18 protein-coding genes and 1 tRNA gene are annotated in these 19,273 nt (G+C 64.4%); 8 read left to right on the top strand and 11 right to left on the bottom strand.

Annotation, left to right across the window (positions count from 1 at the left end; genetic code table 11):
• The first annotated feature begins 92 nt into the window (after positions 1 to 92).
• Together ABKS89_RS21165 and ABKS89_RS21170 are read left to right on the top strand one after the other, a co-directional pair.
• Positions 93 to 1,127, top strand: coding sequence for an HlyD family secretion protein (locus ABKS89_RS21165; RefSeq protein WP_348586966.1), 1,035 nt, complete (start codon positions 93 to 95; stop codon positions 1,125 to 1,127).
• The gene (locus ABKS89_RS21170) at positions 1,117 to 2,676 is read left to right on the top strand and encodes an MDR family MFS transporter (RefSeq protein WP_494514417.1); all 1,560 of its coding nucleotides are present in this window, start codon (positions 1,117 to 1,119) and stop codon (positions 2,674 to 2,676) included. The genes ABKS89_RS21165 and ABKS89_RS21170 overlap by 11 nt, the downstream gene beginning before the upstream one ends.
• Before the next feature lie 16 nt (positions 2,677 to 2,692).
• Here the strand turns inward: ABKS89_RS21170 and uvrB are convergent, their stop codons facing one another.
• A complete protein-coding gene (gene uvrB, locus ABKS89_RS21175) occupies positions 2,693 to 4,708 on the bottom strand; it encodes an excinuclease ABC subunit UvrB (RefSeq protein WP_348586968.1) in 2,016 nt (671 codons plus the stop codon).
• 184 nt (positions 4,709 to 4,892) lie between these two features.
• Between uvrB and ABKS89_RS21180 the strand changes: the two genes are divergently transcribed.
• A complete protein-coding gene (locus ABKS89_RS21180; protein ID WP_045211941.1) occupies positions 4,893 to 6,089 on the top strand; it encodes an amino acid aminotransferase in 1,197 nt (398 codons plus the stop codon).
• Positions 6,090 to 6,158: 69 nt separating this feature from the next.
• Positions 6,159 to 6,234 (top strand) — tRNA-Asn (locus ABKS89_RS21185).
• Positions 6,235 to 6,487: 253 nt separating this feature from the next.
• Here the strand turns inward: ABKS89_RS21185 and ABKS89_RS21190 are convergent.
• From ABKS89_RS21190 to ABKS89_RS21230, 9 genes are all read right to left on the bottom strand, one after another.
• On the bottom strand, positions 6,488 to 6,835 hold the full coding sequence (locus ABKS89_RS21190; protein ID WP_138215030.1) for a ComEA family DNA-binding protein: 348 nt from the start codon (positions 6,833 to 6,835) through the stop codon (positions 6,488 to 6,490).
• 193 nt (positions 6,836 to 7,028) lie between these two features.
• The gene (locus ABKS89_RS21195) at positions 7,029 to 9,017 is read right to left on the bottom strand and encodes a polysaccharide biosynthesis protein (RefSeq protein WP_138215031.1); all 1,989 of its coding nucleotides are present in this window, start codon (positions 9,015 to 9,017) and stop codon (positions 7,029 to 7,031) included.
• 72 nt (positions 9,018 to 9,089) lie between these two features.
• Positions 9,090 to 10,115: an MraY family glycosyltransferase gene (locus ABKS89_RS21200; RefSeq protein ID WP_348586970.1), complete on the bottom strand. Its 1,026-nt coding sequence runs from the start codon at positions 10,113 to 10,115 to the stop codon at positions 9,090 to 9,092.
• Positions 10,112 to 11,074, bottom strand: coding sequence for a UDP-glucose 4-epimerase family protein (locus tag ABKS89_RS21205; RefSeq protein WP_348586972.1), 963 nt, complete (start codon positions 11,072 to 11,074; stop codon positions 10,112 to 10,114). Before ABKS89_RS21205 ends, ABKS89_RS21200 begins: the two co-directional genes overlap by 4 nt.
• A gap of 55 nt (positions 11,075 to 11,129) precedes the next feature.
• On the bottom strand, positions 11,130 to 12,281 hold the full coding sequence (locus ABKS89_RS21210) for a tetratricopeptide repeat protein (protein ID WP_348586974.1): 1,152 nt from the start codon (positions 12,279 to 12,281) through the stop codon (positions 11,130 to 11,132).
• Entirely contained in the window at positions 12,274 to 12,579 is a 306-nt protein-coding gene (locus ABKS89_RS21215) for a LapA family protein (protein ID WP_138215035.1), read from the bottom strand. Before ABKS89_RS21215 ends, ABKS89_RS21210 begins: the two co-directional genes overlap by 8 nt.
• Before the next feature lie 33 nt (positions 12,580 to 12,612).
• Positions 12,613 to 12,897 (bottom strand): integration host factor subunit beta, encoded by a 285-nt coding sequence (gene ihfB, locus ABKS89_RS21220; RefSeq protein ID WP_015478091.1) that lies wholly within the window; start codon positions 12,895 to 12,897, stop codon positions 12,613 to 12,615.
• A gap of 197 nt (positions 12,898 to 13,094) precedes the next feature.
• The gene (locus tag ABKS89_RS21225) at positions 13,095 to 13,694 is read right to left on the bottom strand and encodes an FMN-dependent NADH-azoreductase (RefSeq protein ID WP_138215036.1); all 600 of its coding nucleotides are present in this window, start codon (positions 13,692 to 13,694) and stop codon (positions 13,095 to 13,097) included.
• A gap of 142 nt (positions 13,695 to 13,836) precedes the next feature.
• Positions 13,837 to 14,151, bottom strand: coding sequence for a 3-phosphoglycerate kinase (locus ABKS89_RS21230; RefSeq protein WP_081519336.1), 315 nt, complete (start codon positions 14,149 to 14,151; stop codon positions 13,837 to 13,839).
• 55 nt (positions 14,152 to 14,206) lie between these two features.
• Here ABKS89_RS21230 and ABKS89_RS21235 point away from each other — a divergent pair, with 55 nt between their 5' ends.
• The 4 genes from ABKS89_RS21235 (at position 14,207) to ABKS89_RS21250 (ending at position 18,456) form a co-directional block, all read left to right on the top strand.
• On the top strand, positions 14,207 to 15,133 hold the full coding sequence (locus ABKS89_RS21235) for a PA3225 family LysR-type transcriptional regulator (RefSeq protein ID WP_081519335.1): 927 nt from the start codon (positions 14,207 to 14,209) through the stop codon (positions 15,131 to 15,133).
• A gap of 31 nt (positions 15,134 to 15,164) precedes the next feature.
• Positions 15,165 to 15,956 (top strand): alpha/beta fold hydrolase, encoded by a 792-nt coding sequence (locus ABKS89_RS21240; protein ID WP_138215038.1) that lies wholly within the window; start codon positions 15,165 to 15,167, stop codon positions 15,954 to 15,956.
• A 29-nt stretch (positions 15,957 to 15,985) separates the two neighbouring features.
• On the top strand, positions 15,986 to 16,546 hold the full coding sequence (locus ABKS89_RS21245) for a peptidylprolyl isomerase (protein ID WP_242015389.1): 561 nt from the start codon (positions 15,986 to 15,988) through the stop codon (positions 16,544 to 16,546).
• Positions 16,547 to 16,623: 77 nt separating this feature from the next.
• A complete protein-coding gene (locus ABKS89_RS21250) occupies positions 16,624 to 18,456 on the top strand; it encodes an ABC transporter ATP-binding protein (RefSeq protein ID WP_138215040.1) in 1,833 nt (610 codons plus the stop codon).
• A 166-nt stretch (positions 18,457 to 18,622) separates the two neighbouring features.
• Here ABKS89_RS21250 and ABKS89_RS21255 read toward each other — a convergent pair whose 3' ends face one another.
• On the bottom strand, positions 18,623 to 19,270 hold the full coding sequence (locus ABKS89_RS21255; RefSeq protein WP_348586976.1) for a bifunctional 4-hydroxy-2-oxoglutarate aldolase/2-dehydro-3-deoxy-phosphogluconate aldolase: 648 nt from the start codon (positions 19,268 to 19,270) through the stop codon (positions 18,623 to 18,625).
• Between the last annotated feature and the right edge of the window lie 3 nt (positions 19,271 to 19,273).

Genomic DNA, 19,273 nt, shown 5'->3' on the forward strand with positions numbered 1-19,273 from the left:
AACAAAGTTTCCGAAGTGTAGCGGCTACGTGCCGCCACGGAACACTGTTACATTGGCAAACATTTTTTGGCCAACCAAACGCTCGTTTACCTATGCCCGCACAATTGAAACGCCGCCTGTCCGTGTTCTTCGTCATCCTCGTGGTGGTCGCCTTCGCCTTCCTGGCGCGCTGGTACTTCATCGGCCGCTTCGTCGAGAGCACCGACAATGCCTACGTGCAGGGTGAGATCACCCGCATCGCCAGCCAGCTCGGTGCCCGCGTCGACGAGGTGCTGGTGCAGGACAACCAGCACGTCGAGAAAGGCCAGTTGCTGGTGAAGCTCGAAGCCGCCGACTTCCAGCTTGCGCTGGACCGTGCAAAGGCCACCCTGGCCACCCGCGAGGCGGAACTGGAGCAGGCGCGCAGCAAGCTCAAGGGCCAGACCAGCATGATCGCCGCCAGCGCGGCCGACGTGAACGCCAGCCAGGCCACCCTCGGCCGCACCGAGGTCGACCTCGGCCGTGCCCAGGCCCTGCGCAAGCCCGGCTACGTGTCGGAAGAGCGCGTGACCACCCTGGCCGCTGACTCCAACGTCGCCCGCTCGCAAGTGGCCAAGGCCCAGGCCGACCTGCAGGCCCAGCGCGTGCAGCGCGAAACCCTGGGCACCGACGTGCAGCGCCTGCAGGCGCAGATCGAAAGCGCCCGCGCCGACATCACCCAGGCCGAGATCAACCTCGCCCGTACCGAAATCCACGCGCCGGTCAGCGGTCTGGTCGGCCAGCGTGGCGCCCGCATCGGCCAGTACGTGCAGGTCGGCAGCCAGTTGCTGTCGCTGGTGCCGGACGACGGCATCTGGGTCCAGGCCAACTTCAAGGAAACCCAGATCGGCAAGATGCGCCCCGGCCAGACCGTCCGACTGGTATTCGACTCCTTCCCCGACCAGCCCATCGAAGGCCAGGTCCAGAGCCTGTTCGCCGCCTCCGGTGCGCAGTTCAGCCTGCTGCCGCCGGACAACGCCACCGGCAACTTCACCAAGGTGGTGCAGCGCATTCCGGTCAAGATCACCTTCGCCACCGACACTCCGCTGCAAGGGCTGATCCGCCCAGGCATGTCGGTCGAGGCCGAGGTCGAGCTGCGTGGCCGGTGATCAACTGATCCGGCCGGTCGGCGAGCCGACCCGCCGCGACTGGATTGCCGTGTTCAGCGCCATGCTCGGCGCGTTCATGGCGGTGCTCGACATCCAGATCACCAACTCTTCGCTGAAAGACATCCAGGGGGCGCTGGCCGCCACCCTGGAAGAAGGCTCGTGGATTTCCACCTCCTACCTGGTGGCCGAGATCATCATGATCCCGCTCACCGCCTGGCTGGTGCAGCTGCTCTCGGCGCGCCGGCTGGCGTGGATGATCTCCGTCGGCTTCCTGTTCTCGTCGCTGCTCTGCTCGTTCGCCTGGAACCTGGAGAGCATGATCGTGTTCCGCGCCATGCAGGGCTTCACCGGCGGCGCGCTGATCCCCCTCGCCTTTACCCTGGCGCTGATCAAGCTGCCGGAACACCACCGCCCCAAGGGCATGGCGTTGTTCGCCATCACCGCCACCTTCGCGCCCTCCATCGGCCCGACCCTGGGCGGCTGGCTGACGGAGAACTTCGGCTGGGAATACATCTTCTACATCAACATCCCGCCGGGCCTGCTGATGATCGCCGGCCTGCTCTACGGCCTGGAGAAGAAGGAAGCGCACTGGGAACTGCTGAAAAGCACCGACTACGCCGGCATCGTCACCATGGCCATCGGCCTGGGCTGCCTGCAGGTGTTCCTCGAGGAAGGCCACCGCAAGGACTGGCTGGAGTCGAACCTGATCGTCAGCCTGGGCAGCATCGCCCTGGTCAGCCTGATCCTCTTCGTGATCCTGCAGACCTCGCGACCGAACCCGCTGATCAACCTGGGCATCCTGCGCAACCGCAACTTCGGGCTGTCGAGCATTTCCAGCATCGGCCTGGGAATGGGGCTGTACGGTTCGATCTACGTGCTACCGCTGTATCTCGCGCAGATCCAGGGCTACAACGCCATGCAGATCGGCGAGGTGATCATGTGGATGGGCGTGCCGCAGCTGTTCCTCATCCCGCTGATTCCCAAGCTGATGAAGATCATCGAGCCGCGCCTGCTCTGCGCTATAGGCTTCGGCCTGTTTGGCATGGCGAGCTTTTTCTCCGGCGTGCTCAACCCGGACTTCGCCGGCCCGCAGTTCAACCAGATCCAGCTGCTGCGCGCCCTCGGCCAGCCGATGGTGATGGTCACCATCTCGCTGATCGCCACCGTTTACTTGCAGCCGCAGGACGCGGGCTCGGCTTCCAGCCTGTTCAACATCCTGCGCAACCTCGGCGGCGCCATCGGCATCGCGCTGCTGGCGACCCTGCTGGATAGCCGTGCCAAGGTCTATTACGACTACCTGCGCGAAGCGGTGGTGCCGGTGAATGGCGCGGTAGACGAGCGACTGGCGCAGCTGACCTCTCAACTGGGCACGCAGCAGGCGGCGCTGGGCAAGATCAGCGAGATCGTCCACCAGCAGGCGGCGATCATGGCTTACAACGATGCCTTCCATGCCATTGGCATCGTGCTGGCGATCAGCATGGTGGCGGTGCTCCTGACTCGTCCGCTACCGGCGGGCATGGGGGCTGGCGCGGGAGCCGGGGCGCACTGAACGCCCCGCCCTCCTCTTACCCCATCGACACCATACGGTCGCGCAGCTTGCCGATCTCGTCGCGCACCCCGGCCGCGGCTTCGAACTCCAGGTCGCGGGCCAGTTGGTACATGCGCTCCTCCAGCTGCTTGATACGTTTGCCGATCTCGTCGGGCGTGCGCAGCTCGTTTTCGTACTTCCCACTCTCCTCCGCCACTTTCGCCAGGCTGCGGCGCTTGCCCTTGGCGCCCGGCACCACGGCACCCTCGAGGATGTCCTTGATATCCTTCTTCACACCCTTGGGCACGATGCCGTGCTTGGCGTTGAACTCCAGCTGCTTGGTACGACGGCGCTCGGTCTCGTTGATCGCCCGCTCCATGGAGCCGGTGATCCTGTCGGCGTAGAGGATCGCCTTGCCGTGCAGGTTCCGCGCGGCGCGGCCGATGGTCTGGATCAGCGAGCGTTCGGAACGCAGGAAGCCTTCCTTGTCCGCATCGAGGATCGCCACCAGCGCCACCTCGGGCATGTCCAGGCCCTCGCGCAGGAGGTTGATGCCTACCAGTACGTCGAACTTGCCCAGGCGCAGGTCGCGGATGATTTCCACCCGTTCCACGGTATCGATGTCCGAGTGCAGGTAGCGCACGCGCACGTCATGGTCGCCCAGGTAGTCGGTGAGGTCCTCGGCCATGCGCTTGGTCAGGGTGGTCACCAACACGCGCTGGTCCACTGCCACGCGCTTGCCGATTTCCGAGAGCAGGTCGTCCACCTGGGTGGTCGCCGGGCGGATTTCCACTTCCGGGTCGACCAGACCGGTGGGGCGTACCACCTGCTCGACCACGCGACCGGCGTGCTGATCCTCGTAGGGGCCAGGCGTTGCGGAGACGAAGATGGTCTGCGGACTGATCGACTCCCACTCCTCGAAGCGCAGCGGGCGGTTGTCCAGCGCCGAGGGCAGGCGGAAGCCGTACTCCACCAGGGTTTCCTTGCGTGAGCGGTCGCCCTTGTACATGGCGCCGACCTGGGGAACGCTGACGTGGGATTCGTCGATCACCAGCAGGGCGTTGTCCGGCAGGTAGTCGTAGAGCGTCGGTGGCGGCTCGCCGGGACCGCGCCCGGAGAGGTAGCGCGAGTAGTTCTCGATGCCGTTGCAGTAGCCCAGCTCGAGGATCATCTCCAGGTCGAAGCGAGTGCGTTGCTCCAGGCGCTGGGCTTCCACCAGCTTGTTGTTGGTGCGCAGGTAGTCCAGGCGCTGCTTGAGCTCGGCCTTGATGTGCTCCACCGCTTCGAGCAGCGTCTCCCGCGGGGTGACGTAGTGGCTCTTGGGGTAGAAAGTGAAGCGCGGCAGCTTGGTCAGCACCTCGCCGGTCAGCGGATCGAAGGCGGCGATGTTCTCCACTTCGTCGTCGAACAGCTCGATGCGGATGGCCTCCAGGTCCGATTCCGCCGGGAAGACATCGATGACATCGCCGCGCACGCGGAAGGTGGCGCGGGCGAAATCCATGTCGTTGCGGGTGTACTGCAGGCTGGTCAGGCGGCGCAGCAGCTCGCGCTGGTCCATCTTGTCGCCGCGGTCCAGGTGCAGAACCATCTTCAGGTAGGACGCCGGGTCACCCAGGCCGTAGATCGACGACACGGTGCAGACGATGATGGCGTCCTTGCGCTCCAGCAGCGCCTTGGTCGCCGACAGCCGCATCTGCTCGATGTGGTCGTTGATCGAGGAATCCTTCTCGATATAGGTGTCCGAGGACGGTACATAGGCCTCGGGCTGGTAGTAGTCGTAGTAGGAGACGAAGTACTCGACGGCGTTGTTCGGGAAGAAGGTCTTGAACTCGCCATAGAGCTGCGCGGCCAGCGTCTTGTTCGGCGCCAGCACCATGGTCGGGCGCTGCACCTGGGAAATGACGTTGGCGATGCTGAAGGTCTTGCCCGAGCCGGTCACCCCCAACAGCGTCTGGTGCGACAGCCCCGCTTCCAGTCCTTCCACCATCTGTCGGATGGCTTCGGGCTGATCGCCGGCGGGCTCGAATCGCGAATCCAGTTGAAAAATCGACATGGGAACCTCGCTTTGGCGTGTGACGCTTCGGTCGCCAAAGCGTCATACCAGTCGAAAAGCACGCGCGACAACTCGCCGCCTGCTGTAGAGGCCTATATAATACCGGCCCGTCGACGCAACCCCCAGCGCCGTGTGCGGGTGGGTTGCAATTGCACTTCACTCCCGCCTTAGAGCTGCTGCCAAAATGAGTCTGTTCTCCGCTGTCGAAATGGCCCCCCGTGACCCGATCCTGGGCCTGAACGAAGCTTTCAACGCCGATACCCGTCCGGGCAAGATCAACCTGGGCGTAGGCGTTTATTACAACGAGGAAGGCCGTCTCCCGTTGCTGCGCGCCGTACAGGCCGCGGAGAAAGCCCGCATCGAGGCCCACGCACCGCGCGGCTACCTGCCGATCGAAGGCATCGCTGCCTACGATTCGGGCGTGCAGAAGCTGCTGTTCGGCGCTGATTCCGAACTGCTGGCCGAAGGCCGTGTGGTCACCACCCAGGCCGTCGGCGGTACCGGCGCGCTGAAGACCGGTGCCGACTTCCTCAAGCGCCTGCTGCCCAACGCCACTGTCGCCATCAGCGACCCGAGCTGGGAAAACCACCGCGCGCTGTTCGAAGCAGCCGGCTTCCCGGTGCAGAACTACCGTTACTACGACGCCGCCACCAACGGCGTGAACCGCGCCGGCCTGCTGGAAGACCTCAACGCCCTGCCCTCGCAGTCCATCGTTGTGCTGCATGCCTGCTGCCACAACCCGACCGGCGTCGACCTGACCATGGACGACTGGAAGCAGGTCCTGGACGTGCTCAAGGCCAAGGGCCACGTGCCGTTCCTCGACATCGCCTACCAGGGCTTCGGTGACGGTATCGACGAAGACGCCTCCGCCGTGCGCCTGTTCGCCAAGTCGGGCCTGAACTTCTTCGTGTCCAGCTCCTTCTCCAAGTCGTTCTCGCTGTACGGCGAGCGCGTTGGCGCCCTGTCGGTCGTGACCGACAGCCGCGAGGAATCCACCCGCGTCCTGTCCCAGGTCAAGCGCGTGATCCGCACCAACTACTCCAACCCGCCGACCCACGGCGCCAGCGTCGTCGCCGCCGTGCTGAACAGCCCGGAACTGCGTGCGGTCTGGGAAGAAGAGCTGGGCGAAATGCGCACCCGCATCCGCGCCATGCGCGTCGCCATGGTCGAGCAACTGGCTGCCCTGGGCGCCAAGCGCGACTTCAGCTTCGTTGCCGAGCAGCGCGGCATGTTCTCCTACTCCGGCCTGACCGCCGAGCAGGTCGAGCGCCTGAAGAACGAGTTCGGCATCTACGCCGTCGGCACCGGCCGCATCTGCGTCGCCGCGCTGAACAACGGCAACCTGGATACCGTTACCCGCGCCATCGTCCAGGTGCTCTAAAAAAATCCGGGGAAGTCGTCGGCACGATGTTGACTTCCCCTTTTTAATCAGTAAGATACGCCCCGTTGTTCCGCGATAGCTCAGTCGGTAGAGCAAATGACTGTTAATCATTGGGTCCCTGGTTCGAGTCCAGGTCGCGGAGCCAGAATTCAAAGCCCTCGGCACACGCCGGGGGCTTTTTTATTGGGCTTCTGGACTCTCTCCAGGGACTGCGTCCCAGGTGATTCCCCCTTCGGGGCCGCGCTGAAGCGCGTTCGGCTGACGCCGTCGAGTCCAGGTCGCGGAGCCAAAGTTCAAAGCCCTCGGCGCACGCCGGGGGCTTTTTATTGGGCTGGAGAAATGCGCTCCAATGAAAAAGCCGGTCATCGACCGGCTTTTTCATTTCAGCAGGCAAAGACTCAGAGCGAAATCCTGTCGCGGTTCTTGTCCAGGGTGCCCTTGCCGATACCCTTCACTTCCAGCAACTGATCCACCGTAGTGAACGGCCCGTTGCTGGCCCGATAGTCAACGATGGCCTGGGCCTTCACCTTGCCGATGCCCTTCAGGGACTTCTGCAGTTCTTCGGCGGACGCCGTGTTGATATTCACCGCCTCGACCTGGGACACAGGCGCCTTGGCAGCCGGCGCCGATGCTTCGGCGGCCGGTTTGGTGGCAGGCTGGGGACTGGTGGCCGCCTGGACGGCACCACCGAAAGAGAGGCAGGTGAACAGGATCAGGCCGGCGAGAGAGAGCAGGTTCTTCTTCATGAGTCATTCCCTGAAATAGGAGGCTTCTAGGCGAGCGCGACGGCGCCGCCCAGTGACCATATCGCCAGGAACACTCGTGAAAACCTTGGTTTAGAGAGTCGGCAGCAGTTTCCGGCGCCGCCGACAGATCGTCAGGAAAGGACTGACAATGCTCGCAGACGCGGCGATCGCCACGTCTGCTAGGAGCCGTGGATCAGGGCTCCATCCTCCGCTGCTGGTGGATCAGGTCGACGATCTCGCCCTCGGGGCAATAACCGCTGACGGTTTCCCGCAACAGTTGCCGCACCCGCGCGTAGTTGCCCTGATCCACAGCCTTGAGCAGGTCCGCCAGGACAAGCTTGAAGCCCTCCCAGTGCATCAGCTCCTCGTTGGCCTTCATGATCATCGGATGCTCGGTGGCGCTGACGTTGTCGCCGATCAGTAGCTCCTCGTAGAGCTTCTCGCCGGGTCGCAGACCACTGAATTCGATGGAAATATCACCGTGGGGCGTGCGCTCGGAGCGAACGCTAAGGCCCGACAGGTGGATCATCCGCTCGGCCAGCTCGAGGATCTTCACCGGCTGCCCCATGTCCAGCACGAAGACGTCGCCGCCGCGCCCCATAGAGCCGGCCTGGATCACCAACTGGGCCGCCTCGGGGATGGTCATGAAGTACCGGGTAATGCCCGGATGGGTCACGGTGACTGGCCCACCGCGCTTGATCTGCTCGCGGAACAGAGGAATGACGGAGCCGGACGAGCCCAGCACATTGCCGAAGCGGACCATGGTGAAACGGGTCTTGTTGACCTGGTGCACGCCGGACTTGTCGCCGAACAGCACCGGCGCGGACTCCTGGCTCAGGGCCTGCAGGATCATCTCCGCCAGGCGCTTGGTGCTGCCCATGACATTGGTCGGGCGCACCGCCTTGTCGGTGGAGATCAGCACGAAGTGCTCGACCCCGGCCTGTACCGCCACCTGGGCGGTATGCAGGGTGCCCATCACATTGTTCAGCACGCCCTCGGAAATGTTGTGTTCGACAATGGGCACATGCTTGTAGGCCGCGGCGTGATAGACCGTGGCGACCTTCCAGGTACGCATCACATCCAGCAGGCGCTCGGCACTGCGGACGGAGCCGAGGATCGGCACCAGCTGCACCGCGAGGGACTCGCGCTTGATGCGGTTTTCCAGTTCCTGGTGCACGCGGTAGAGGTTGTATTCGCTGTGCTCGAACAGCACCAGCACGGTGGGCGACGAGCCGAGGATCTGGCGGCACAGCTCCGAACCGATGGAACCACCGGCACCGGTGACCATCACGACTTCGCCACGAATGCAGTGTTCGAACAGCTCCTTGCGCGGCTCGACCGGGTCGCGCCCCAGCAAGTCCGCAATATCCACTTCCTGGATGTCATCCACTCGCACACGGCCGTTGGCCAGCTCGATGAAGCCCGGAACACTTCGTACGTGGACCGGGTAAGGCTCGAGCAGACCGAGGATTTCACGGCGCCGGGCGCGGGTCGCGGAAGGGATCGCCAGCAGCACTTCCTGCACACCGGTCTCGTCGATCATCTGCTGGATATGCTTGGGCTTGTAGACACGCAGGCCGGCGATGACGCGGTTGGCGATCTCGTCATCATCATCGATGAAAGCCACCGGGCGCATCGCACGCCCCAGGCGCAACGCCGCCACCAGCTGGTTGCCGGCAGACCCCGCACCATAGACCGCCACCTTGGGCAGGCCATCCTGCTGCTTGAGGAACGGCACAGCCTGGACCGTGCTGTACCAATCCCCCATGAAATATTGGCGCATGGCCAGGCGCAGGCCGCCGATCATCAGCAGGCTCAGCCACCAGTAGTTCAGCACCAGGGAGCGCGGGACCATTTCGGTCACCGAGCGGTTCCAGTAGACCACCAGCGAGAGCAGCAGCGCCGAGATCGTCACCGCCTTCCAGATCGCGATCAGCGCGTCATTGCCCAGGTAGCGCATCACCGCACGGTACATGCCGAAACGGATGAACAGCGGAATAGCAACCACTGGCGCCGCCACGAACAGCCAACCATGGACCCGGAACGGATACTCCAGATCGTCAGTGCCCAGGCGCACGATGAACGCCAGCCACAGCGAGAACCACACCAGCAGAATATCCGTGGTGACCTGCAATAGCCGTTTATGTCGTCTCGGAAGCCTCAGCAGGCGTTCTCGGAGCATCAGCGCTTGTCCTTAATCCCGAGCGGAGGAAAGTTTCTCGCCCGCTACATTGACCACCAAATCCGGCGGAGTTCAGCTCACATCCTGTTCATCCGGACGACCTGCACCCAGATGAGCTACGACAAGCACCAAGGGAGCATAGGCCACAATCAGCCCCAGCAAACCCGAAACATGCCCCAGTGCCACCAGCAACGCCAGCGGCATGAGCCACAGCACATTGATGGCCGTCACCACCAGCGACACCCGCAAGTGACTGCCGTAACGGCGAGAAGCGCGCTGGTAGGCATGGCTGCGATGCGCCTCGTAGACGCGCTCGCCACGCACCAGACGGTGGATCAGCGTGAAGGTGGCATCCACCACGAACACACCGAGCAGGATCAGCCAACTCCAGATCAGCGGCGCGAACACTGTCCCCGCCTGCAGCGCCAATCCTCCGAGTATCAAGCCGAGGAAACCACTGCCCGCATCTCCCATGAAGATCCGCGCCGGAGGGAAATTCCAGACCAGGAACCCCGCCGCCGCCATGCCCAGGATCAAGGGCAACCACACCAGTTGCGACTCGCCGACTAACCACCCGCAGAGGGCTCCGCCCAGGCAGACGCTGATGGCTTCCAGGCCGGCAATCCCGTCGATGCCGTCCATGAAGTTGTACAGGTTGAGCAGCCAGACCAGGAACACCGCGCCCAGCAGGTCGCCGGCCAATCCCAGGTCCAGCGTCCCCCACGGCACAGCCAGCGCAGGCAGCCCGCCCAGCCAGCCAAGTAGCCAGAACGCGGCGACAAAATGCCCCAGCAGCCGCCAACGCGCGGGAATATGACGGTGATCGTCGAGGAAACCAATGACCGCAACCAGGACGCCGGCCGGCAGCAGGGCCAACAGGCTGCTTCCATCCACCGCCCCCAGAACACCGACCAACGGCAGGCAGCCCAGGAAACCCAGCACAATGGCAACGCCACCACCACGGGGCGTGGGGATCTGGTGCGAACTGCGGGCATTGGGAATGTCCATGATGCTGCGCGCCAGCGCATAACGACGCACTCCGGCAGTCATCGCCCAGGATGCGATGAACACGGACGCCAGCAGAATACCCATGCTCATCGTCCCTGCTCCTGACCACATCCCCGCGCCGCTGCCCTCAGGGCCTGCTCGACACTGACCGGCGGAGTCCAGCCCAATCGACTGCGGGTCGTCGAAATATCCACCTGCAACGACCCCAGCAAGCGCTGGACTTGCTGGCTCCGCCCGGTCAGCAGCCCCAGCAGGCGCAGCAGCGCAGCCGGAACCGGCAGCAGCCGCGGGCGAACCCCCAGGGCCTTGCTCAAACCACGGCACAGCTGTGCCGTCGACATATCCTCACCGTCGCTCACCAGGAACACCTGTCCGGCGGCCGCCGGATGGCGCGCGCAAAGCAGCAGCAGATCGACCAGATTGTCCCGTGCGACCAGACTGCGGCGATTGTCGATGGAGCCGAAAGGCAGCGGCAGACGACGCTGCAACGCGCGCATCAGGCTGGCGAAGTTGGCACTCACCCCCGGGCCATAGACCAGCGGCGGACGCACCACGGCGACTTCGAGACCGGTCTGCCGGGCAACATCGAACAGGGCCTGTTCGGCTTCGAGCTTGGACTGCCCGTAGGGGTCCTGCGGTTGCGGCTCGGCGTCGGCAGTGAAAGGATGGCCCGGCACTGTCTCCTCGCCATTGACCTTGATCGAACTGACAAAGACGAAGCGCTTCGCACCGGCTGCCGCGGCCTGTTGCGCCAGATGCCGGGTCGCCTCGACGTTCACCGCGCGAAACTCGGCGAGCGGGTCCGCTGCCTGCTCGTCCATGACATGAACGCGGGCAGCGCAGTGGATCACCACATCGACCCCTTGCAGGGCCTGCGTCCAGGATTGCGCCACGCTCAACCCATCGATGAGCGCCACCTCGACACCCTCGGGGTATGGCGCGATGGCGCCACGCTGGGCGACGCGAACCTGCACGCTATCTTCCTGGCACAAGCGCACCAGTACACCTCGGCCGACAAAACCGCTCGCGCCCGTGAGTAGAACCTTCAATCCAGTACCTGCAGAACCTGACGCCTACGGCGTCTTCCATGTTTGAGCGAACGCGTCAGAGCGGTGAAATGACCGGCCGCAGGGCATTCCAAGCGTGGCAACTGGGGCATTGCCAGTGCAGTTCGCGGCCGGCAAAACCGCACTTGCCGCATCGATAGCGCGGCATTGTCTTATACAACCCGATGATTATTGGAGCGATTTTTCCCGTCGCCGAGTCTTTTTCAGTGTCGCCCCCCACTACTTCCAGGTATTCGCCCACGCCTTGCCAGGAAGGATGGCGCTCCACCCGCTCCAGCAGGCTCTCGCGCCAGCTGGAAGCACGCCCTGGCTGCTCGCTTTCGGCCAACAACGCGAGGATCGCCGGCGGTACTTCCTCGCCCCCTGCCAGCTCGCGCAAACAAGCCAGCACCTCGGGCCGGGCAAGGCCGTCGTGGCGACGCAGCAGCGGCACTATCTCGCCCAGGAAGGCCTTGGCATCGCTCGCCAGCTCACCGATGGTAGCGACGGCAGCAGCCGGATCCTTGCGCCACAGCTCGCAGTCCAGCCGCATCAGCAGAGCGCGCACGCAGCGCTTGTCGACGCGACGAGCCTCGCGCAGCAGCTCCTGCATGGCGCTGCGATCCCCGGTCTTGCCTTTCTCCTGAGCGAGCTCGCAGTAATAGTTGGCCAGCGCCGCGCTCAGCTCCGGGCGGCTCGGCACCAGTCGGGCAGCCAGTTCGATGGCGCGCGACCAGTTCTTCTCGCGCTCGCAGATCAGCCGCTGCTCATCCAGTGCCTCGAGAGAGATGGGCTCGTCACGCTGCTGGGTCAGCTCGTCCAGCAACTCCTCGGCGCTGCCGAGCAAGCCGCCGGCGATGTAGTCGCGGGCCAGCTCCAGGCGCACTTGCGCCACCAGCGAGCCGTCCTCGCCGGCGCGGCCCAGCAGATCCTGGTGGATGTGGATGGCTTTCTCGATATCGCCGCGGCGGCGGAACAGGTTGCCGACGTGCAGGTGGCTTTCAAGCGTTTCCGGGGTGACGACCAGCCCCTGGGAAAGGCTTTCCAGCGCGTCATCGGAATGTCGTTCCAGCAGGTTGTGCATGCTGTGGACGCGCGCCCGGAGGTTCGATTCGGGCGCAGGCTGGGTGCAGGAAAGAGAGCGACGCCCCATCCACCAGCCGATGGCCAGGGCGCAGAAGAAGAACAGCGTGGCGATGACGCTAGGCATGGTCCGTCAGCGACTTTTCACGCAGCGCGTCATTCTCCTTGCGGAAACGGGTGACTTCGGAGCGCAGCCCGGTCATGCGGACGTGCGTCTTCGCGCGGAAGGGAATGCTCAGCAGCAGGCCGATCACGCCGCCGACGATGAAGGCAAGGGAGATGAAGAGCACCAGCGGCCACTGCGGCGACTGCCAGCCGAGGAAGGTCAGCTGCGCGGGCTGCAGGTTTTCAAGGACGAAAACCACGACGACGGCAGCCAGGACGACCAGCGCCAGAATCAGCAGGAAACGTTTTGCCCGAAGCATGGACACTCCTTCTTGAAGACGGATACCCCGGGGTCACTCGGGTTCGTTGACGCGGTCGCGCAGCTCCTTGCCGGGCTTGAAGTGCGGGACGAACTTGCCGTCCAGGCGCACGGACTCGCCGGTCTTCGGATTACGGCCGGTGCGCGGCGCACGGTAATGCAGCGAGAAGCTACCGAAACCCCGGATTTCGATGCGATCCCCAGTGGCCAGAGCCTGGGACATTTGCTCAAGCATGGTCTTGATCGCCAGCTCCACATCCTTTGCGGAAAGCTGCCCCTGATGGGTGACGATTCTCTCGATCAACTCCGACTTGGTCATGGTTTTCCCTTCTTTTTCAAGCGGCTAGATCAGCTCTAGGTTCTTTTAGCATGCTGGTCATGCTTTGAACAGCCCGAACGGGAAGGATGTGTTTTCATCCGGTCAAGTAGTTGGCAAATAAAAAATGGCCGATTCCCGGGGGAGGAATCGGCCACGGTCGCGCCCAGGAGCGGGAGGACGCGCAAACAGGAAACGGATCAGGCGATGGCAGCGAGCTGCGCCTTGGCCTTGGCCAGGCCCTTCTCGGCGAATTCACCGCCCATGTTCAGGCCTTCGGCGTGGATGAAGGTCACGTCGTGGATGCCGACAAAGCCCAGCGCTTGGCGCAGGTAGGGTTCCTGGTGGTCCAGCGCACCGCCGGCGTAGACGCCGCCACGGCTGGTCAGGACGAAGGCGCGCTTGCCGGTGAGCAGACCCTGCGGGCCGGTCTCGGTGTACTTGAAGGTGACGCCGGCGCGCAGCACGTGGTCCAGCCAGGACTTCAGGGTGCTGGGGATGGCGAAGTTGTACATCGGCGCAGCCAGGACCAGCACGTCGGCGGCCTGCAGTTCGGCAGTCAGCTGGTTGGAGCGTTCCAGAGCGGCGCGTTCGATCTCGCTGTGCTCCTGAGCCGGCTTCATCCAGCCGCCCAGCAGGTTGGCGTCCAGGTGCGGCACCTGCTCGACGGCCAGGTCGCGGACCTGGACGTCGTCAGCCGGGTGAGCGGCCTGCCACTGGGCGATGAAATCGCGGGTCAGCTGGCGGGAAACGGAACCTTCCTGACGGGCACTGCTTTCGATAACCAGAACGCGGGACATGGACTGGACCTCCATCGGTCGTTGAATGTGTCGATGGAGGCCATCCTAAAGATGAACAAATCGATAAAAAAGCGTAAATAGTCGCTTCTAATTATCGAATAAATTGATTTCTTACCTGACTGCTTCTAGTCTTGTCGGGAAATCAGGAAGGATTGCAGGTCAGCTTGATGCGCAGCTTGATCACTGCGCGACTGAAGCTGGAAGTCAGGTTGGCCTCCTTGCCAGGTGCAATGGTGGCCTTGCGCACATGCGGCGTCTCGGGACCGTTGACGAAGACCGCGGTGCAGGTCACCGGCTGCTGGCCGCCGTTGCGCAGGAGGATCGCCCCCATCTGGTCGCCGATATCCTGGGTCTCGATATCCATCTCGGTGCCATTGAGGCTCTTCTGCACTTCGATGGGATAGGCCAGGGCGGTCAGCGGCAACATGGCCAGAACGGCACAACAGAATTTTTTCATGGCGGTCTCTTGTTGGTCTTCTGCGGACCGCCAGAGTAGACAAGAGGAAGCGAGGATGAAAGCGCCCCGCGTTACCCTGGATCAGTGGAGAACCCTGCAGGCCGTGGTCGATCACGGCGGCTTCGCCCAGGCGGCCGAAGCCCTGCACCGTTCGCAGTCGTCGATCAGCTACACCGTGGCGCGCATGCAGGAGCAGCTCGGCGTGCCGCTGCTACGCATCGACGGACGCAAGGCCGTGCTCACCGAAGCCGGTGAAGTACTGCTGCGCCGCTCGCGGCAACTGGTGAAATCCGCCGGCCAGTTGGAAGAACTGGCCCACCATATGGAACAAGGCTGGGAGCCGGAAGTGCGCCTGGTCGTGGACGCCGCCTACCCCACCGTGCGCCTGGTGCGTTCGCTGTCGGCCTTCATGCCGCAGAGCCGCGGCTGCCGCGTGCTGCTGCGCGAGGAAGTGCTGTCGGGTGTGGAGGAAGCGCTGGTGCAGGGCCATGCGGACCTCGCCATCAGCGGCCTGAACATTCCCGGGCACCTGGGCGCCGACCTGTCCATCGTCGACTTCGTCGCCGTCGCCCATCCCGATCATCCACTGCATCGCCTGCAACGCGAGGTCACCCACCAGGATCTGGAAACCCAGATGCAGGTGGTGATCCGCGACTCCGGCCGTCTGCAACCGCGCGACGTCGGCTGGCTCGGCGCCGAGCAGCGCTGGACCGTGGGCAGCCTCGCCACCGCCGCCACCTTCGTCAGCAACGGTCTGGGTTTCGCCTGGCTGCCGCGGCACATGATCGAGCGCGAGCTGCGCGACGGCCAGCTCAAGCCGCTGCTGATGAAACAGGGCGGCGTGCGCGAGAGCCGCTTCTATCTTTACCCGAACAAGGAAAAGCCTCTGGGCCCGGCCACGCAGATCCTCGTGGAGCTGCTGACCACCTTCGCCAACGTACCCCTCGACGCCCATTTCGCCGCCCCGGAAAGCCCGGCCTGAAGCCACAGCCCGCACGAACAAGGAGCCCGTCATGCCGTTCTTCGACCACGCCGGTCATCGCCTGCACTACGAGGAAAGCGGATTCGGCACGCCGGTGCTGCTGGTGCACGGGCTCGGCTCCAGCACCCGCGACTGGGAATACCAGGTGCCGGACCTGGAGAAACGTCATCGGGTGATTGCCCTCGACGTACGCGGCCACGGCCAGTCGGACAAGCCGCGCCAGCGCTACAGCATCGCCACCTTCGCCGAGGACGTGATCGCCCTGCTCGATCACCTGAGCCTGGGCCGTGTGCACCTGGTGGGCATAAGCATGGGCGGCATGATCGGCTTCGAACTCGCCACCCGCTGGCCGGAGCGGTTGAACAGCCTGACCATCGTCAACAGCGCCCCGGAAGTGAAACCGCGCAGCCTGCGCGAGTACCTGGAAGTGGCGCGCCGGCTGTTTCTCGCCCATGTGCTGGGCCTGGATACGGTGGGCAAGGCGCTGGGCAAGATGCTCTTCCCCAAGCCCGAACAGAGCGACCTGCGCCGCAAGATCCAGCAACGCTGGCCGCAGAACGACAAGCGCGCCTACCTCTCCAGCCTGCACGCCATCATCGGCTGGGGTGTGCAGGAACGCCTGGCGCGCATAACCTGTCCAACCCTGGTGATCAGCGCCGACCGCGACTACACCCCCGTCTCACTCAAGCAGGCCTATGTCGGGCGCATGCCCAATGCACGCCTGGTGGTGATCGAGGACTCGCGCCACGCGACCCCGCTGGACCAGCCGGAAAGATTCAATACCACCCTGCTCGACTTCCTCGAGCAGGTCGACCATCCCTAGAACCTTCAGGAAACATCCGCCAAATGACCCTGTTCAAACGCTTCCTGCTCGCTGCCTGCTCCCTGGTCCTGGCCGGCTCGGCAATCGCCGCCGACGCCAACAAGCCGCACGTGCTGCTGTCCACCACCTCGGGCGAAATCGAAATCGAGCTGTACGCCGACAAGGCACCGATTTCCGTGAAGAACTACCTGTCCTACGTCGATAGTGGCTTCTACAACGGCACTATCTTCCACCGCGTGATCCCCAACTTCATGATCCAGGGTGGCGGCTTCACCGAAGCCATGAAGGAGAAGGACACCCAGGCGCCAATCAAGAACGAGGCCGACAACGGCCTGCTCAACGAGCGCGGCACCCTGGCCATGGCCCGCACCAGCGACGTCAACTCCGCCACCAGCCAGTTCTTCATCAACCTGACCGGCAACGACTTCCTCAACCACGGTTCCCGCGACTTCGGCTACGCGGTATTCGGCAAGGTCGTGCGCGGCATGGGCGTGGTCGACCAGATCGCCGGCGTGAAGACCGGCAACAAGGGCATGTTCCAGGACGTACCGACCACCCCGGTGGTCATCCTCTCCGCCAAGCGTCTGTGATTCTGCGCAGCCGCGGCTGACGGAGGCCATTCAAGGCGAGCCCAGGACGGGCTCGCCGACACAACCCGAGAGCCATCATGCTTTACCGTCGTTTCGAGCGTCTGATCGATCCCTTCCGCGACGTCCCCGAGCGCATGCCGCCTTCCGACGTCATCCGCTTCTACGTCTACTACCTGCGCCAGGTCTGGCCAGTCTTCCTCGCCCTGCTCTTCGTCGGGCTGATCGTGGCACTGATCGAAGTCGCGCTGTTCAGCTACCTGGGGCGTATCGTCGACCTTGCCCAGGGCACCGCCCCCGCCGACTTCTTCACCGTGCACGGCCGCGAGCTGATCTGGATGGCCGTGGTCGCGCTGGTCCTGCGCCCGGTGTTCAACGGCCTGCACGACATGCTGGTGCACCAGAGCATCAACCCCAGCATGACCAACCTGATCCGCTGGCAGAACCACCGCTACGTGCTCAAGCAGAGCCTGGGCTTCTTCCAGAACGACTTCGCCGGGCGCATCGCCCAGCGCATCATGCAGACCGGCAACTCCCTGCGCGACTCCGCCGTGCAGGTGGTCGATGCCATCTGGCACGTGCTCATCTACACCATCAGCGCGCTGGTGCTGTTCGCCGAGGCGGACTGGCGCCTGATGATTCCGCTGGTGCTGTGGGTAATCGGCTACGTCGGCGCGCTGGGCTACTTCATCCCGCAGGTGAAGCAGCGCTCGGTGATCGCTTCGGATTCGCGCTCGAAACTCATGGGCCGGATCGTCGACGGCTACACCAACATCACCACCCTCAAACTGTTCGCCCACACGCGCCAGGAAGAGGACTACGCCCGCGAAGCCATCGACGACCAGACCCGCAAGGCCCAGCGCGCCGGGCGCGTGGTGACCTCGATGGACGTCACCATCACTATCTTCAACGGCCTGCTGATCGCCGGCACCACGGGCCTCGCCCTGTGGCTGTGGACCCAGTCGCTGATCTCGGTCGGCGCCATCGCCCTGGCCACCGGCCTGGTCATCCGCATCAACAACATGTCCGGCTGGATCATGTGGGTGGTCGGCGGCATCTTCGAGAACGTCGGCCAGGTGCAGGACGGCATGCAGACCATCGCCCTGCCCCGCCAGGTGACCGATGCGCCAGACGCCAAACCGCTGGTGGTGAAGCACGGCGAAGTGCGCTTCGACCAGGTGAACTTCAGCTACGGCAAGGGTGGCGGCCTGATCAGCGGCCTCGACCTGACCGTGCGCCCCGGCGAGAAGATCGGCCTGGTCGGCCCCTCCGGCGCCGGCAAGTCGACCCTGGTGAACCTGCTGCTGCGCCTCTACGACCTGGAGGGCGGACGCATCCTGATCGACGACCAGGACATCGCCCACGTAACCCAGGAAAGCCTGCGCGCGCAGATCGGCATGGTTACCCAGGACACTTCGCTGCTGCACCGCTCGATCCGCGACAACCTGCTCTATGGCCGCCCGGATGCCGGCGAGGCCGAGTTGCAGGACGCAATCCAGAAGGCCCGCGCCTCGGAGTTCATCCCGCAGCTGAGCGATGCCGAAGGCCGCTTCGGCCTCGATGCCCACGTCGGTGAGCGCGGCGTGAAGCTCTCCGGTGGCCAGCGCCAGCGCATCGCGATCACCCGCGTGCTGCTCAAGGACGCGCCGATCCTGATCCTCGACGAAGCCACCTCGGCGCTGGATTCGGAAGTGGAAGCGGCGATCCAGGAAAGCCTGGAGACCCTGATGCAGGGCAAGACGGTGATCGCCATCGCCCACCGCCTCTCGACCATCGCGCGCATGGATCGCCTGGTGGTGCTGGAGCATGGCCGCGTGGTCGAGAGCGGCAGCCATGCCGAGCTGCTCGCCCACGGCGGGCTGTATGCGCGGCTGTGGCGGCACCAGACGGGTGGTTTCGTCGGGGTGGATTGATCACGCCCCGCGCACGACCGCCCATGATTGTGCGTTGGAGCTTCCCTGTAGGAGCGGGCCATGCCCGCGATCGCGTCCATGGGGCGCTCCTACAGGGTGTGCCGCTGTATCCCGCGCGCATAAAAAAGCCCGGCACTGAGGCCGGGCATGTCCAGATCAGGACAGCTCAGTGTGTGTCCAGCAGCGCCAGCGCCTCGCGGCTCAGGCGTTCGACCGTGGCCCAGTCACCGCTGTCGATGGCGGCCTTGGGCAGCATCCAGCTGCCTCCCACGCACATCACGTTGGCCAGCCGGTAGTAGTCGTTGAGGTTGTCCGGGCCTACGCCGCCGGTGGGGCAGAAACGCACCTCCGGGAACGGCCCGCCAAACGCCTTGAGCGCCTCTACGCCACCGGCGACCTTCGCCGGGAACAGCTTGAAGCGGCGCAAGCCATGGCGGTATGCCGCCATGATTTCCGAAGCGGTGGCCACGCCGGGCAGCAGCGGCACCGGGCGGGTCACCGCGTACTGCAACAGCTCGTCGGTACAGCCGGGGGTGACGATGAACTTCGCCCCCGCCTCTTCCGCCTGGACGAAGGTTTCCGGGTCGAGCACAGTGCCGGCGCCGACGATCAGCTCCGGGCGCTGCTCGCTCAGCTGGCGAATCGCGGTGAGGCCCAGCGACGTCCGCAAGGTCACTTCCAGAACGGTGATGCCGCCGGCTGCCAGAGCATCCGCCATGGGCAGGATGTCCGCCTCGCGGTCGATGGTGATCACCGGCAGGATGCGAGCACGCTGCGCGAGGGCATCGATCTGCTGGATGTGTTGTTCAGACATTGC

It is taken from the genome of Pseudomonas sp. LABIM340 (assembly GCF_040017195.2).
GTDB lineage: Bacteria > Pseudomonadota > Gammaproteobacteria > Pseudomonadales > Pseudomonadaceae > Pseudomonas.

Excerpts from the sequence above, each read along its gene's own strand:
- ABKS89_RS21215 (WP_138215035.1), bottom strand. The coding sequence starts at position 12,579 with ATGCTTCGGGCAAAACGTTTCCTGCTGATTCTGGCGCTGGTCGTCCTG.
- ABKS89_RS21240 (WP_138215038.1), top strand. The coding sequence starts at position 15,165 with ATGCCGTTCTTCGACCACGCCGGTCATCGCCTGCACTACGAGGAAAGC.
- ABKS89_RS21250 (WP_138215040.1), top strand. The coding sequence starts at position 16,624 with ATGCTTTACCGTCGTTTCGAGCGTCTGATCGATCCCTTCCGCGACGTC.
- ABKS89_RS21255 (WP_348586976.1), bottom strand. The coding sequence starts at position 19,270 with ATGTCTGAACAACACATCCAGCAGATCGATGCCCTCGCGCAGCGTGCT.
- ABKS89_RS21190 (WP_138215030.1), bottom strand. The coding sequence starts at position 6,835 with ATGAAGAAGAACCTGCTCTCTCTCGCCGGCCTGATCCTGTTCACCTGC.
- ABKS89_RS21165 (WP_348586966.1), top strand. The coding sequence starts at position 93 with ATGCCCGCACAATTGAAACGCCGCCTGTCCGTGTTCTTCGTCATCCTC.
- ABKS89_RS21210 (WP_348586974.1), bottom strand. The coding sequence starts at position 12,281 with ATGCCTAGCGTCATCGCCACGCTGTTCTTCTTCTGCGCCCTGGCCATC.
- ABKS89_RS21180 (WP_045211941.1), top strand. The coding sequence starts at position 4,893 with ATGAGTCTGTTCTCCGCTGTCGAAATGGCCCCCCGTGACCCGATCCTG.
- ABKS89_RS21230 (WP_081519336.1), bottom strand. The coding sequence starts at position 14,151 with ATGAAAAAATTCTGTTGTGCCGTTCTGGCCATGTTGCCGCTGACCGCC.
- ABKS89_RS21195 (WP_138215031.1), bottom strand. The coding sequence starts at position 9,017 with ATGCTCCGAGAACGCCTGCTGAGGCTTCCGAGACGACATAAACGGCTA.
- uvrB (WP_348586968.1), bottom strand. The coding sequence starts at position 4,708 with ATGTCGATTTTTCAACTGGATTCGCGATTCGAGCCCGCCGGCGATCAG.
- ABKS89_RS21235 (WP_081519335.1), top strand. The coding sequence starts at position 14,207 with ATGAAAGCGCCCCGCGTTACCCTGGATCAGTGGAGAACCCTGCAGGCC.
- ABKS89_RS21225 (WP_138215036.1), bottom strand. The coding sequence starts at position 13,694 with ATGTCCCGCGTTCTGGTTATCGAAAGCAGTGCCCGTCAGGAAGGTTCC.
- ABKS89_RS21200 (WP_348586970.1), bottom strand. The coding sequence starts at position 10,115 with ATGAGCATGGGTATTCTGCTGGCGTCCGTGTTCATCGCATCCTGGGCG.
- ihfB (WP_015478091.1), bottom strand. The coding sequence starts at position 12,897 with ATGACCAAGTCGGAGTTGATCGAGAGAATCGTCACCCATCAGGGGCAG.